The 12,617-nt window shown below is 69.7% G+C and carries 17 protein-coding genes; 2 read left to right on the top strand and 15 right to left on the bottom strand.

Translation table 11 applies throughout. The features are described 5' to 3' along the window. The 6 genes from VET29_RS15800 to VET29_RS15775 all read right to left on the bottom strand — a co-directional run. On the bottom strand, positions 1-486 hold a 486-nt coding region (locus VET29_RS15800; RefSeq protein WP_324920692.1), incomplete at its 3' end, for a hypothetical protein. A gap of 103 nt (positions 487-589) precedes the next feature. Continuing rightward, entirely contained in the window at positions 590-1,618 is a 1,029-nt protein-coding gene (locus VET29_RS15795) for a tyrosine recombinase XerC (RefSeq protein WP_324920690.1), read from the bottom strand. Between the two features lie 60 nt (positions 1,619-1,678). Continuing rightward, entirely contained in the window at positions 1,679-2,830 is a 1,152-nt protein-coding gene (dprA, locus tag VET29_RS15790; protein ID WP_414636510.1) for a DNA-processing protein DprA, read from the bottom strand. Then, complete coding sequence (locus VET29_RS15785; RefSeq protein ID WP_324920688.1) at positions 2,827-3,024, bottom strand: hypothetical protein; 198 nt, start codon at positions 3,022-3,024, stop codon at positions 2,827-2,829. The genes dprA and VET29_RS15785 overlap by 4 nt, the downstream gene beginning before the upstream one ends. A 211-nt stretch (positions 3,025-3,235) precedes the next feature. Continuing rightward, complete coding sequence (locus VET29_RS15780; RefSeq protein WP_324920685.1) at positions 3,236-4,750, bottom strand: YifB family Mg chelatase-like AAA ATPase; 1,515 nt, start codon at positions 4,748-4,750, stop codon at positions 3,236-3,238. Beyond that, complete coding sequence (locus VET29_RS15775) at positions 4,750-5,163, bottom strand: YraN family protein (protein ID WP_414636509.1); 414 nt, start codon at positions 5,161-5,163, stop codon at positions 4,750-4,752. Before VET29_RS15775 ends, VET29_RS15780 begins: the two co-directional genes overlap by 1 nt. Positions 5,164-5,388: 225 nt before the next feature. Here VET29_RS15775 and VET29_RS15770 point away from each other — a divergent pair, with 225 nt between their 5' ends. Beyond that, positions 5,389-5,808 (top strand): YciI family protein, encoded by a 420-nt coding sequence (locus tag VET29_RS15770; protein WP_324920683.1) that lies wholly within the window; start codon positions 5,389-5,391, stop codon positions 5,806-5,808. 6 nt (positions 5,809-5,814) lie between these two features. Beyond that, positions 5,815-7,050 carry an RNA polymerase sigma factor gene (locus VET29_RS15765; protein WP_324920681.1) on the top strand — a complete coding sequence of 412 codons (1,236 nt, stop codon included), beginning with the start codon at positions 5,815-5,817 and terminating at the stop codon, positions 7,048-7,050. 48 nt (positions 7,051-7,098) lie between these two features. Here VET29_RS15765 and VET29_RS15760 read toward each other — a convergent pair whose 3' ends face one another. From VET29_RS15760 to rpsP, 9 genes are all read right to left on the bottom strand, one after another. Next, positions 7,099-7,422, bottom strand: coding sequence for a DUF2469 domain-containing protein (locus VET29_RS15760; RefSeq protein WP_133908662.1), 324 nt, complete (start codon positions 7,420-7,422; stop codon positions 7,099-7,101). After that, a complete protein-coding gene (locus VET29_RS15755) occupies positions 7,419-8,210 on the bottom strand; it encodes a ribonuclease HII (RefSeq protein ID WP_414636511.1) in 792 nt (263 codons plus the stop codon). The genes VET29_RS15760 and VET29_RS15755 overlap by 4 nt, the downstream gene beginning before the upstream one ends. A gap of 29 nt (positions 8,211-8,239) precedes the next feature. Further along, positions 8,240-9,148: a signal peptidase I gene (gene lepB, locus VET29_RS15750; RefSeq protein WP_324920675.1), complete on the bottom strand. Its 909-nt coding sequence runs from the start codon at positions 9,146-9,148 to the stop codon at positions 8,240-8,242. A 9-nt stretch (positions 9,149-9,157) separates the two neighbouring features. Then, on the bottom strand, positions 9,158-10,111 hold the full coding sequence (gene lepB / locus VET29_RS15745; RefSeq protein WP_414636508.1) for a signal peptidase I: 954 nt from the start codon (positions 10,109-10,111) through the stop codon (positions 9,158-9,160). Positions 10,112-10,147: 36 nt separating this feature from the next. Beyond that, positions 10,148-10,507, bottom strand: coding sequence for a 50S ribosomal protein L19 (rplS, locus tag VET29_RS15740; RefSeq protein ID WP_324920671.1), 360 nt, complete (start codon positions 10,505-10,507; stop codon positions 10,148-10,150). Between the two features lie 122 nt (positions 10,508-10,629). After that, positions 10,630-11,397, bottom strand: coding sequence for a tRNA (guanosine(37)-N1)-methyltransferase TrmD (gene trmD, locus VET29_RS15735; protein ID WP_324920669.1), 768 nt, complete (start codon positions 11,395-11,397; stop codon positions 10,630-10,632). After that, the gene (gene rimM / locus VET29_RS15730) at positions 11,397-11,912 is read right to left on the bottom strand and encodes a ribosome maturation factor RimM (RefSeq protein ID WP_324920667.1); all 516 of its coding nucleotides are present in this window, start codon (positions 11,910-11,912) and stop codon (positions 11,397-11,399) included. Before rimM ends, trmD begins: the two co-directional genes overlap by 1 nt. Continuing rightward, the gene (locus VET29_RS15725) at positions 11,912-12,151 is read right to left on the bottom strand and encodes an RNA-binding protein (RefSeq protein WP_324920665.1); all 240 of its coding nucleotides are present in this window, start codon (positions 12,149-12,151) and stop codon (positions 11,912-11,914) included. Before VET29_RS15725 ends, rimM begins: the two co-directional genes overlap by 1 nt. Continuing rightward, positions 12,148-12,594, bottom strand: a complete 447-nt coding sequence (rpsP, locus tag VET29_RS15720) for a 30S ribosomal protein S16 (protein ID WP_324920663.1) — start codon at positions 12,592-12,594, stop codon at positions 12,148-12,150. The genes VET29_RS15725 and rpsP overlap by 4 nt, the downstream gene beginning before the upstream one ends. Between the last annotated feature and the right edge of the window lie 23 nt (positions 12,595-12,617).

Here is a 12,617-nt window from a genome sequence, read left to right as displayed (position 1 = left end):
GTGCCCGGTGCCGTTGTGCCCGGTGCCGTTGTGCCCGGTGCTGGCCTGCCCGTTGCTGGCCTGCCAATTGGCGACCTGCTCGTCGGCGGCATGGCCGTTGCCGGCGTGCCCGCTGGTCGCGTAGACGCCGTTGACGCCGGTGGGTGGGCGTGCCGAGGCGCCGGCGAAGGGACCTCCGCCGTTGGCGACGTTGCCAGGGGCTGTGCCATGCGACGCAGCGTCCACATCCATGTTGTCGTTGTAAGCACCGTCGCCGTAAGCGTCCGGAGCGAAGGCAGTGGTGTCGGTGGTGTCAGTGGTGTCGGTGGTGTCGGTGCGTGCGCCGTTGGCGCCGTTCGAGCCGTTGCGCGTGTCCGGATGCGTCCCGTTCGTGAGTGTCCCGTTCGTGGGCGTGCCGTTCGGGAGTGCGCCGTTCGTGCCGTTCGGGGGCGTGCCGTTCATGCCGCTCGGGAGTGCGCCGTTCGTGGGCGTGGCTGTGTCACGCACCTCGGGGGCGAGTGTCCCCGTGCGGTGCGCGCCTCCGCGCCGCGCGCCGTTCACTCGGACCCTCCCTTCGTGCGCCGGCCGTGTTCGCGAACCTTCCCCAGGCTCATCGGGATCGGGGGTGGGCTCGGTCATGGATTGCCTTCAGCCGTTCGACGGTCACATGGGTGTAGAGCTGCGTTGTTGCGAGCGTAGCGTGACCGAGGAGTTCCTGGACGCTACGAAGATCGGCACCGCCTTCGAGCAAATGTGTCGCAGCAGAGTGACGCAGACCATGCGGACCCATGACGGGAACACCTGGAATTGCGTCCAACGCCTCGTGCACGATACGTCGAACGCTGGCCGGTTGGAACCGGCCACCACGCACGCCCAGCAACAACGCCGGGGGCGACGCCGGAGACGTAAGGGCCGGTCGGCCGCGTCGAAGCCAGTCCACGACCGCCCGGGCCGCCGGTTCCCCGAACGGCACCGTCCGCTCCTTGCCTCCCTTCCCGAGTACTCTCACGACCCTTGTGTCCAGGTCGACGTCGTCGATGTCCAGCCCACACAGCTCGGACACGCGAATGCCCGTCGCGTACAGCAGCTCCAGTAGCGCGTGATCACGCAGCGCGACCGGATCCAGTTCGGCGGCGCCCTTCTTCGACGCCTCCAGCACCTCGCTCGCCTGGTCCTGCCGCAGCACCGACGGCAGCTTCCGGTGCGGCCGCGGCGCCGCCAGCCGCGCCCCCGGATCGGTGGCGAGGTGGCCGCGACGGTGCGCCCACGCGGTGAACGTCCGCGCGGCCGCCGACCGCCGAGCCATCGTCGTCCGGCTCACCCCGGCCGTTCGCTGCGCGGCGAGCCACGCCCGGAGCGCGGTCAGGTCGAGCGACTCGACACCTCTCCCCCGGCTCCGGTCGATGCTGCGCGTACCGCCGACAACCGGCAGCCCGTGCAGGAACCCAAGCAGCGAGACGACGTCCGCCACGTAGGCCCGGACCGTGTGCGCGGACAGCCCGCGTTCGAGCCCGAGGTGCCGTTCGTAGTCGGCCACGGCCGCGCCGACCCGCGCGGGCAGCTCGTCCCGGACCCGGTGCAGGTCGACCCGTTGGCGTGGCTCGGACGCTCGTCCGACCGGTGGTTGTGGCGTAGGCATCGGTTCCGACGCTGCGCCATTCGGCCTGGCCGGTCAAGTACCGCCACGCCATTCGTCCCGTCAGTGATCATCTCCTTTCGCCTGTCGCCAGCCGTCGTCGTGTCGTTGCGCGTGACCGGTGATCTCCAGTTCGGGTAGCAGTGCACGGACCCGTTCCAGTGGCACTCCGGAGCCCACGGAGACCTCCTCCGCCCCGAGGCCCGTCTCGCGGCGCAAGGCCTCGTGGACCCGCAATGCCTGGTCAGCCAGGTCGTCGGTACTCCGGCGCGACGAGTGCCCCGGCACGCGGAGATGTTCGCCGACCGGTCCGACCGCCTCGAGGACCTCTGGCACCGAACTCGCGATCGAGGCGGCCCCCGTTCTCAGCAGGTCATGGCAGCCGACGGACATCGCCGAGGTGATCGGTCCTGGCACCGCCAACACGGTCTTGCCCAACGCCGCCGCGGTCGTCGCGGTGTTCCTGGCGCCGCTGCGCACGCCGGCCTCGACGACGACCGTCGCGGTCGAGAGCGCCGCGATCAGCCGGTTCCGCACCAGGAACCGGTGCCGCGCCGGGTGTGTGGTCGGCGGGTACTCGCTGACCACGAGTCCGTTGGCGGCGATGCCGTCGAGCAGGCTGCTGTGGCCGGCCGGGTACTGGATGTCGATGCCGCAACCGAGCACCGCCACCGTCGCGCCGCCGGCTTTCAGCGCGCCCCGGTGCGCCGCACCGTCGACGCCGTACGCCGCGCCCGACACGACCGTCATGCCGACGCTGGCCAGCCCGTACCCCAGCTCCGTCGCGACGAACTCGCCGTAGCTCGTCGCCGCCCGCGCGCCGATGACGGAGACGGCCCGGTCGAACACGTCCGCGACCGGCGCCTCGCCCCGGATCCAGAGCCCGAGCGGTGGTCCGGCGCCACGTAAGCCACGGTCGGCCGGCGATGCGAGGCAGAGCAGCTGCCACGCCGGCCACTCCGGGTCCTCGGGGACGAGCAGCCGGGCACCGACCTTCTCCGCGGCGACGAGGTCCTCGCCGGCGAGGTCGCGGTCTCGGCGTGCCTCGGTCTCGCCCCGCACCGGTGCCGGCACGTCGCCGCTCCTGACCCGCTCGGCCGCGGCCTGCACGCCTTCCACGTCGACGAACGCGTGCAGGGCCAGCGCCGGTGGCTCCGCGACCCGCATCAGGTAGGCCCTGGCGAGCCGGATCTCCTCCCCTGCCGGTGCTGTCACGCGACCCTCCGCACGTCGGCCACGGCTGAGGTGACGCAGCAGTCCGGCCCTCGACCGAGGCAGGTGAGCGAATCGGGTGGCGGCAGCGCGGGGTTCACCGAACGCCAGTACATGCGGGGGCACCTGGTCTGGCTCCTGTTGTCCATCGGCGGCCGGCCGGTGATGCTGAGGTCCCGGTCATCGGAATGCCACATTGCGTTTTCCTTTCTGTGTGTACGAGTGCGGTGTCCACCAACGTTCGCCGGGTCTCTCGGCGGCCCAGCGAGCGCCGTCCCAGCGAGGGCCGGGCCGGCGAGACGGCGTTGCCGATCCGCCCACGTACGGTCCAGTACGAGGCCGAACCGGCAACGCCGCCAGCAGGAAGCTGGGCCGCCGAATTAGTTGCCTGATTTCCGGCGCGGGACACTAGGCGACCCTGCGGTCGCGGAACTCGAGGGCGGCCGCCACGTGGTCGGCGGTGGGTTGGTCGACCTCGGCGAGGTCTGCGAGGGTCCACGACACCCGAAGGCAACGGTCCGCGCCGCGAGCGGTGACCGCGCCGACGTCGAGGCCACGGTCGAGCAGGGCCGTGACGTTCCTTGGTAAGCCGAACTCGCGCCGGAGGATCGGGCCGGGTGCCTGGGCGTTGGTCAGCCAACCGTGTTTGTGCCAGCGTTCGACTGCCCTGGCCCGCGCTTTGGCGACTCGCGACCGGACGGCGACCGTCGGCTCCGGGTGTGCGACGTCCGCTCGCGACAGTGCGGTGATCGGGCGCATGCGGACACGGAGGTCCACTCGGTCGAGCAGTGGTCCCGACAGTCGTGCCAGGTACCTGCGTTTGGCGTGCGGGGAGCAGACGCAGTCGAACTCTCTCGGCGGCGCGCAGGGGCACGGGTTGGTGGCGAGTACCAGTTGGAACCCCGCCGGGTAGCGCGCGACGCCATCGCGGCGGGCCAGCCTGATCTCCCCTTCCTCCAGTGCCGTGCGGAGGGCTTCCAGCCGGTCCGGCGCGAACTCGGCGGCCTCGTCCAGGAACAGAACACCGTTGTGTGCCTTGCTGATCGCGCCGGGTTTGGCCACACCGACGCCACCGCCGACCAGTGCGGGCACGGAGCAGGTGTGGTGCGGCGCGATGAACGGTGGCGTCGCCACCAGCGGTGTCTCGGGCGCGAGAAGGCCCGCGATGGAGTGGATCGCGGTGACGGCCAGGGCCTGGTCGTGGGTCAGGCTCGGTAAGAGGCCGGGAAGGCGTTGCGCGAGCATGGTTTTGCCGGTGCCGGGCGGGCCGGTCATCAGGAGGTGGTGGCCGCCTGCCGCGGCTACCTCCAGTGCCCAGCGGGCCTCGGGCTGGCCGATGACGTCCGCCAGGTCCGGGACCTCGGGCGGGGGCGCCGTTTGGTGTTCGGCCGGTTTCGTCGGCAGGTCGTACTCGCCGCGGAGCCAGCCGAGTACCTCGGTGAGGTGTTCCGCGCCGAGGACTTCCAGGCCGCTGACCAGCGCGGCTTCGGGGAGCGTCTGGACCGGGACGATCGCCCGTGTCAGGCAGGCCTTCTTCGCGGCCAGGAGTGCGGGGAGGACACCCCTGACCGTGCGGATTCGGCCGTCCAGAGCCAGTTCGCCCACGAGGACGGTCTTGTCCAGGCGTTCGGCGGGTTCCAGGCCAGCGGCGACAAGTACCGCGCAGGCGAGGGCCACGTCGTAGCTCGAACCGCCTTTCGGGAGAGCGGCTGGGGACAGGGCGAGGGTGATCAACTCGTCGGGCCACTTGCGCTGGCTGTTGCGGACGGCGGCGCGGACTCGTTCCTTGGCCTCGTTGAGGGATGCGTCGGGCAGGCCGACGATCTGGGTACGTGGGCGGCCGCCGCCGATGTCGGCCTCGATCTCGACCGCTACGCCGTCGACCCCGAACAGCGCCGCGGACCACGCTCGGGCGAGTGGCATCACAGCACGCCCCTGAGGTGGTTGATCCGCGGCTCGCCGTCCGGCGGCCAGACGATGGCGATGATGTCGTGGCGGATCGTGACGTTGGCGACGCCGTTGCGGAGGCACCAGCGGTGGGCCAGCCGCCTGATGCGACTGGCTTTGGCGTTGTCCACGGCTTCGGCCGGGCTGCCGTAGTTGTCGCTCGTGCGGGTCTTGACCTCGCAGATGATCAGGATGCGGCGGTCGGTGGCGACGATGTCGAGTTCGCCGTCGGGACATCGCCAGTTCTTGGACAGGATCACGTAGCCGTGTTCCTCGAGGTAGCGGGCCGCGAGGGCTTCGCCGCGGGCGCCGGTGACCAGGTGTGAGGGCTTGATGTCGGTCGTCATGGGCACGACCTTGCCGGGTGCGGCCGACCGCTGCCACGGCATGAAGATCAACTGTGGATAACTGGTGCGGCTGTGGACAACTCGGCCGTTTCAAGATCGACAGTGGCGGGTCCGTCGGTGGGTTGTGGTAAGGGCGGGGGCGGTCTGACGTGCGGTGGAGAAGATTCTTGGAAAAGATCTGGGGGTGTGTCGATCCGTGCGACCGGCCGTTCGACCTACGTGATGAGTGGGCCGAGATGGGCTCCAACGTCCTTGGGAGACAGAACCGTGAAGTACATGCTGATCATGCGCGCCACCGACGACACCTACGCCGCGTTCGAGAACGTCGACTTCAACCAGATCGTCGAGTCCATGGGGCGCTTCAACGACGAGCTGGTCCGGGCCGGGGTGCTGGTCGCCGCCGAAGGGCTCGACGACGCCGCCGGCACCGTCGTTGTCGACTACTCCGCCGAGGCCCCCGTCGTCACCGACGGGCCCTACGGCGAGACCAAGGAGCTCTTCGGTGGCTTCTGGATTCTCAACGTCGCCTCCAAGGAGGAGGCCGTCGAGTGGGCCAAGCGGGCGCCCATGGCCGGCCCCGGCAGCAAGTGTGAGATCCGCCGGGTCACGTCCATCGACGAGCTTCCCCAGGACAACGAGTGGATCAAGAAGGAGCGCGCCTGGCGTGCGGCCACGGGCCAGCTCTGACCACCCGTGAACGCCAAACGGGACGCCGTCGCCGCGGTCTGGCGTATCGAGTCGGCGCGGATCGTCGGCGCGCTGGCTCGGTACACCGGTGACTTCGCCCTGGCCGAGGATCTCGCGCAGGAGGCGCTCGCCGAGGCGCTCGTCAGCTGGCCGCGGGACGGCGTGCCCCGCAACCCCGCGGGGTGGTTGCTCACCGTCGGGCGGCGGCGTGCCATCGACGCCTTCCGGCGGCGGGCCGCTCTCGGTGAGCGGTACGCCACCCTCGCACACGAGCACAGTGAGGCATCCGACGACATGCCTTGGGATCCGGACCAGATCGACGACGACGTGCTCGCGTTGATGTTCATCGCGTGTCATCCCCTGCTGTCCGGGGACGCCCGGGTGGCGCTCACCCTGCGGGTCGTCGGCGGTTTGACCAGCGACGAGATCGCCAGGGCGTTTCTCGTGCCGACCGCCACCGTGCAGGCCCGGATCACCCGGGCCAAGAAGACCCTCGGGGCGGCGCGGGTGCCGTTCGCGATGCCGCCGGCACAGGACCGTGCCGAGCGGCTCGGGTCGGTGCTCAGCGTGGTGTACGTGATCTTCACCGAGGGGTCCACGGCCAGCTCTGGGGACGCCCTGATCCGGCTCGACCTGGCCAGTGAGGCGCAGCGGCTCGCGCGGGTGCTGGCTCGCCTCGTGCCGGACGAGCCCGAGGTGCACGGGCTGTTGGCACTCCTGGAACTGACCGCGGCGCGCTTCCCGGCCCGTACCGGGCCGGACGGGGAGCCCGTCCTGCTGGAGCACCAGGACCGTCGACGTTGGGACCACGCGGCGATTCGCCGGGGACGGGCCGCCCTGACCCGAGCGGCGCAGGTCGGGCGTGGGCTGGGTGCCTATGGCCTGCAGGCGGCCATCGCCGAGTGTCATGCCGTCGCCGACTCGGTCGACACCACGAACTGGGCGCGGGTCGTCGTGCTCTACGAGGCTCTCGGGCGGATCGCCCCGTCACCGGTGGTCGATCTCAACCGGGCGGTGGCGGTGTCCATGGCCGACGGGCCGGCCGCCGCCCTGCCGTTGGTGGACGAGCTGGTGGCCGGCGGGACGCTGGCGCACTCGCACCTGCTGCCCAGCGTTCGTGGGGAGTTGCTCAGCCGTCTGCGGCGGCCGGACGAAGCACGGGCGGAGCTCGAGCACGCCATCCGGCTGTGTGGGAACGAGCGAGAGCGAATGGTGCTGGAGGGCAAGCTCAACAGCCTCTGACATGCGGAAACCGCGATGCCGTCGAGGGCATCGCGGTTTCCGTTGAACTCACGAGCCGAAGGGGCCCTCTTCCGGAAGTCGCAGGTCCGGCTTGTCCAGCTCCTCGACGTTGACGTCCTTGAAGGTGATCACCCGGACGTTCTTGACGAACCGTGCCGGCCGGTACATGTCCCACACCCACGCGTCGGACATCCGCACCTCGAAGTAGACCTCGCCGTCGGAGTCCCGGACCTGTACGTCGACACCGTTGGCCAGGTAGAACCGCCGTTCTGTCTCCACGACGTAGGAGAACTGGCCTACGATGTCGCGATACTCCCGGTAGAGCTGCAGCTCCATCTCGGTCTCGTACTTCTCGAGATCCTCCGCGCTCATGCGGTCTCGCGCTCCTCCTGGTCGACGGGGGCCTGCGGCGTCCTGGTGGGTGTTGTCAGCCTCCCAATCTGACCATTCTGGACCACGGCGGCCGCCGCCACACTCAAGGCCACCGGGTGTGGCGCGCGCATACCGTGCGTCATCCCGGCCGCGGCCACGTTCACGTACGACCATCGGTGCACATGGCTCGGGCCGTGTGCCATCAGTGCCTCGCTGTGGGCGCCCGTGCAGTAGCCCTTGTGCTCGTCGAAGCCGTACCTCGGCAGCTCTTCGTGCAGCGACGCCATGATCCGGTCTCGGGTCACCTTGGCCAGGATCGATGCCGCTGCCACACACGCTACCGCCTGGTCGCCCTTGATCACCGGGATCGACGGGGCGGTCAGGCCGGGGACGCGGAACCCGTCGATCAACACGTAGCCCGGGTGGGTCCGGAGTTGGGCGATGGCCCGGCGCATGCCCTCGATGTTGCAGACGTGCACGCCCTTGAGGTCGACTTCCTCCACCGGAATTACCACGATCGCGTAATCCTGTGCGCGGCGGAGGACCACGTCGTACATCCTGTCGCGGGCCGCGGGGGTCAGGAGCTTCGAGTCCGTCAGGCCCTCGAACTTCGCGGCATCACCCGGACGAAGGACGCACGACGCCACCACGAGGGGTCCCGCACACGCTCCGCGACCCGCCTCGTCGACTCCCGCCACCGGTCCGAGGCCGCGACGGTCCAGTGCCGTCTGCAGCGCCCAGTTTCCGGCGTCTCGCCTCAGGACGGGGCGGGGTGGGCTGGACTCCAGCCACGCCAGCCGCCCCTGCCGAGCCAAAGTCACTTGCGGGCTCCCATGGACCTGATCCTCTTGCGTACACGCCTGCCCAGCCACAGGGTCGGGACCGCGGCGGCCAGGCCGAGGCCCGGCACGACGACCTGCGCGGCAGCCGAGGCCGAGGCGCTCACCTGCGGGTTGTGGTCTCCCACGCCTCGCCACCTCGACGGGGGCAGCACGATGTAACGGACCTTGCCGATGACGTTGTCGATCGGCACCAGGCCGTTCTTGCCACCACCGCCCTGGCAACGCGAGTCGCACGAGTTGTTGCGGTTGTCGCCCAACACCCAAAGCATGCCCTCCGGCACCTTGATGGGTGGGAACTCGTCCTGCGTGTTCCGGCCGGGTAGCCAGTGAATGTACGGCTCGTCCAGTGGCTTGCCGTTCACCACCACTCGGTTCTTGTCGTCACAGCACTCGACGGTGTCCCCACCGACCGCGACGATCCGCTTGACCACGTCGTCCTCGTTGGGCGACGCGAGGCCGAACGCCGCGCCGACGTCTTGCAACCATGACACGAAGCCGTTGCTGGATCGGTTCGACGAGAACTCGGAGCGGTTCCAGGTGTCGGGTCGCTGGAACACCACGACCTCGCCCGGCTCCGGGTCGCCGAAGGTGTAGACGAGCTTGTCCACCAGCACACGGTCGCCGTAGCAGCTGGGACATCCGTGCAGGGTCGCCTCCATCGACTCGGACGGGATCACGAACACCCGCGCGATGAAGGTCTGGATGAGGAGGGTCAGCAGCAGGGCCACACCGATCAGGATGGGCAGCTCTTTCCAGAAGGAGCGTTGCTTCTTCCTGGACTTGCGGCTCGACCCGGGCGTGACGTCAGGCTTGTCCTGATCAGCCGGGTCGTCCCCTTCGCCCTCGTTGTCCCTGCTGTTTCCGGAGCGTGCGACGTCGACCACTCCAGCAGACTACCGGTGCCGCCATCTGATCCTGCGGCCCAGCCACAATGTCGGCCACGCGACGAGCAGGCCGACGCCGAAGGGCGCACCCTGCTGCCATGCCGGCGCGCTCAGCGCCGCCGCGGCGGCGGGCTGAGGGTCATGATCGCCGACGCCTCGCCAGCGTCCCGGCGGTAGGACGATGTACCGCACCTTGCCGATCACCTTGTCGATCGGCACGACGCCGCGCAGGCCGCCACCGCCCTGGCAGCGCGAGTCGCAGGAGTCGCTTCGGTTGTCCCCCATGACCCACAGCGTGCCGTCGGGCACGGTCACGGGGTCGAAGCGCTGCCGCGCGTCCGGCCCGCCGTTCTGCCAGTAGATGTACGGCTCGTCGAGTGGCTTGCCGTCGACCAGCACGCGTGACTTGTCGTCGCAGCACTGAACCGTCTGGCCGCCGACGGCGACGACACGCTTGACGAAGTCGCGCTCGTTCGGCGGTGCGAGGCCGATCAGCGAGCCGAGCCACTGAAGGCCGCGGACGACCCCGTTGCTGGGCGCGTCCGGCACGGGTTCGTTCTCGGTCCACGAGTCCGGACCCTCGAACACGACCACGTCACCCGGCTTGGGGTCGTGGAAGTCGTAGACCAGCTTGTCGACCAGCACGCGGTCGCCCGTGCAGCCGGTGCACCCGTGGAGGGTGTGCTCCATGGACCCAGAGGGGATGGAGTACACGCGGCCCAGGAAGTTCTGGATGAGGAACGTCAGGACCAGCGCGATCGCCAGCAGTGTGAGCAGCTCACGCCACAGCGGCTGCTTCCTTGGTGCCCGCCGATGCTTGCCGGCCTTGAACTTGGCCGACTTCTCCTCCGTGCCACCCAGGGGCGGCGACGCCGACGAGAACGCCGGGTCGCTGACCCGCGGGATCAGATCGGTGCGCTCCGGATCATCCTCAGGCATGGGAGCGTGCACGGGGTTGGCCACACTTCCCAGGCTACCGGGATCTGTGAAAAGTACAGGTCAGGCCGTCGGCGCCGTCTCGCGCTTCTCCTTGATCTTCGCGGCCTTGCCGCGCAGCTCACGGAGGTAGTACAGCTTGGCCCGGCGCACGTCACCGCGGCGGTCGACCTCGAGCTTGGCGATGTTCGGGGAGTGCACCGGGAAGGTGCGCTCGACGCCGACGCCGAAGGAGATCTTGCGGACGGTGAAGGTCTCGCGGATGCCACCGCCCTGACGGCGGATGACGACGCCCTTGAACACCTGGACCCGCTCGCGGGAGCCCTCGATGACTCGGACGTGGACCTTCAGCGTGTCACCCGGGCGGAAGGCCGGGATGTCGGAACGCAGCGACTTGGCGTCCAGAGCGTCCAGGGTGTTCATCGGTGTATCCGTCCTCAACTGTTGTTCGTTCATCCCAGGGCGCGACTGAAGTTAGCTGTCAACCTTGGGGAGTCTTGAGTGCGCCCAGGCGCCACCCGGGTCGCAACAACCGGTTCAGTATGTCAGACCGATTTTCCCGAGTCGAAACGGGGATCTCCCAGGCCGGCCAGATGGGTCCGGTCGTGCTTGTCGAACGCGTCGTCCGGGAGTGCCGCGAGCAGGTCGGGGCGTCGTGCGGACGTCCTGGTGAGTGCCTGGTCACGGCGCCAGCGGGCGATGGCGCCGTGGTTGCCGGAGCGCAGGACCTCGGGCACCGGGAGGTCGCGCCACAGCTCCGGGCGGGTGTAGCTGGGGCCCTCCAGCAACCCGTCGGAGAAGGAGTCCTGCTCGTGCGAGGCCGGGTTGCCGAGCACGCCGGGCAGCAGGCGTGCGACGGCCTCGACGATCACCATGACCGCGACCTCGCCGCCGACGAGCACGTAGTCGCCGATGGAGACCTCGTCGACGGGCATGCGACGGGCCGCGTCGTCGAGGACGCGCTGGTCGATGCCCTCGTAGCGGCCGCAGGCGAACAACAGCCAGTCCTCGGCCGCGTACTCGCGGGCCAGGGCCTGGGTGAACGGGCGGCCCGCGGGCGTGGGCACGACGAGACGGGGTGTCCCGGAGGCGCTCAGCTCGTCGAGGGCCTCGCCCCAGACCTGGGGCTTCATGACCATGCCGGGACCACCGCCGTACGGGCTGTCGTCGACCGCCTTGTGGACGTCGTGCGTCCACTTCCGCAGGTCGTGGACGTCCAGCGTCAGCAGCCCACGCTCGATCGCCCGCCCCAGCAAGGCCTGGCGCAGTGGGTCGAGGTACTCGGGAAAGATCGTGACGACGTCGAGGCGCACTAGAGCAGGCCTTCTGGCGGGTCGAGGACCACGCGTCCGCCCTTGACGTCCACCTCGGGGACGATCGCGCGGACGAACGGGACCAGTGCCTCGGTGCCGTCCTCCCGCTTCAGGATCAGCAGCTCGGCGCCCGGGCTGCGGGCGATCTCCACCACCGTGCCGACCGACGTGCCGTCGGCGAGGACGGCGGCGAGGCCTTCCAGCTCGTGGTCGTAGAAGGCGTCCGGATCGTCCGACGGCGGCAGCTCGGCCACATCGACCAGCAGCTGTGCGCCACGCATGTTCTCGGCGGCGGTCCGGTCGGGGACCTCGTCGAACCTGACCAGCAGACGACCGGAGTGCGGACGGGCGGTCGCCACGGTGACCGGGCGAACGGAACGGTCCCGGAGCCGTGCGGTGAGCACGGCCCCGGGCACGAAGCGTTCGTCGGGCACGTCGGTGTGGATGTCCACGGCCAGCTCGCCGGAGATGCCGTGTGCCTTGGCCACGCGGCCGACCAGCAGAAGCTCAGGCACTACTGGTCCGTGTCGACGACGTCCACTCGGATGCCGCGGCCGCCGATGCCGGCCATCACCGTGCGCAGCGCGGTGGCCGTGCGACCGCCGCGGCCGATGACCTTGCCGAGGTCGTCCGGGTTGACGTGCAGCTCGAGTGTGCGGCCACGGCGAGTGGTCACCAGCTCGACACGCACGTCGTCCGGGTGGTCGACGATGCCGCGCACCAGGTGCTCGAGAGCGTCAGCCAGGAAGCTCACTCCTTGGCACCCTCATCCGACTTCTCGTCGGCCTTCTTCGCGTCGGGCTTGCGAGCGCCACCCTTCTTCCTCGGGGTGGTGGCCTCGGTGGTCGGCTCGCTGCCGGCCTCCTTCAGCGCCTGCTCGAACAGCTCCTGCTTGCTGGTCTTCGGCTCCTTGACCTTCAGGGTGCCCTCGGTGCCCGGGAGGCCCTTGAACTTCTGCCAGTCGCCGGTGATCTCGAGGATCCGCTGCACCGACTCGGTCGGCTTCGCGCCGACGCCGAGCCAGTACTGGGCGCGCTCGGAGTCGACCTGGATGAAGCTCGGCTCCTCCTTCGGGCGGTACTGGCCAATCGTCTCGATGGCCTTGCCGCTGCGCCGGGTGCGGGCATCCGAGACGACAACGCGGTAGTACGGCGCCCGGATCTTGCCGAGACGCTGCAGCTTGATCTTGACTGCCACGGGTGGTGGTGCTCCTCTTGATG

Source organism: Actinophytocola sp. (assembly GCF_035634895.1).
In the GTDB taxonomy this organism is placed as follows: domain Bacteria; phylum Actinomycetota; class Actinomycetes; order Mycobacteriales; family Pseudonocardiaceae; genus Actinophytocola.
Note: the sequence above shows the minus strand (reverse complement) of the source record. Positions and strands in the feature narration are given on the sequence as shown.

Bases quoted from the DNA above. Each gene is read 5' to 3' on its own strand.
- VET29_RS15780 (WP_324920685.1), bottom strand. From the start codon at position 4,750: ATGCCACTCGCCCGAGCGTGGTCCGCGGCGCTGTTCGGGGTCGACGGC.
- rplS (WP_324920671.1), bottom strand. From the start codon at position 10,507: ATGAACACCCTGGACGCTCTGGACGCCAAGTCGCTGCGTTCCGACATC.
- VET29_RS15795 (WP_324920690.1), bottom strand. From the start codon at position 1,618: ATGCCTACGCCACAACCACCGGTCGGACGAGCGTCCGAGCCACGCCAA.
- VET29_RS15785 (WP_324920688.1), bottom strand. From the start codon at position 3,024: ATGTGGCATTCCGATGACCGGGACCTCAGCATCACCGGCCGGCCGCCG.
- VET29_RS15775 (WP_414636509.1), bottom strand. From the start codon at position 5,163: ATGCCGTGGCAGCGGTCGGCCGCACCCGGCAAGGTCGTGCCCATGACG.
- VET29_RS15760 (WP_133908662.1), bottom strand. From the start codon at position 7,422: ATGAGCGCGGAGGATCTCGAGAAGTACGAGACCGAGATGGAGCTGCAG.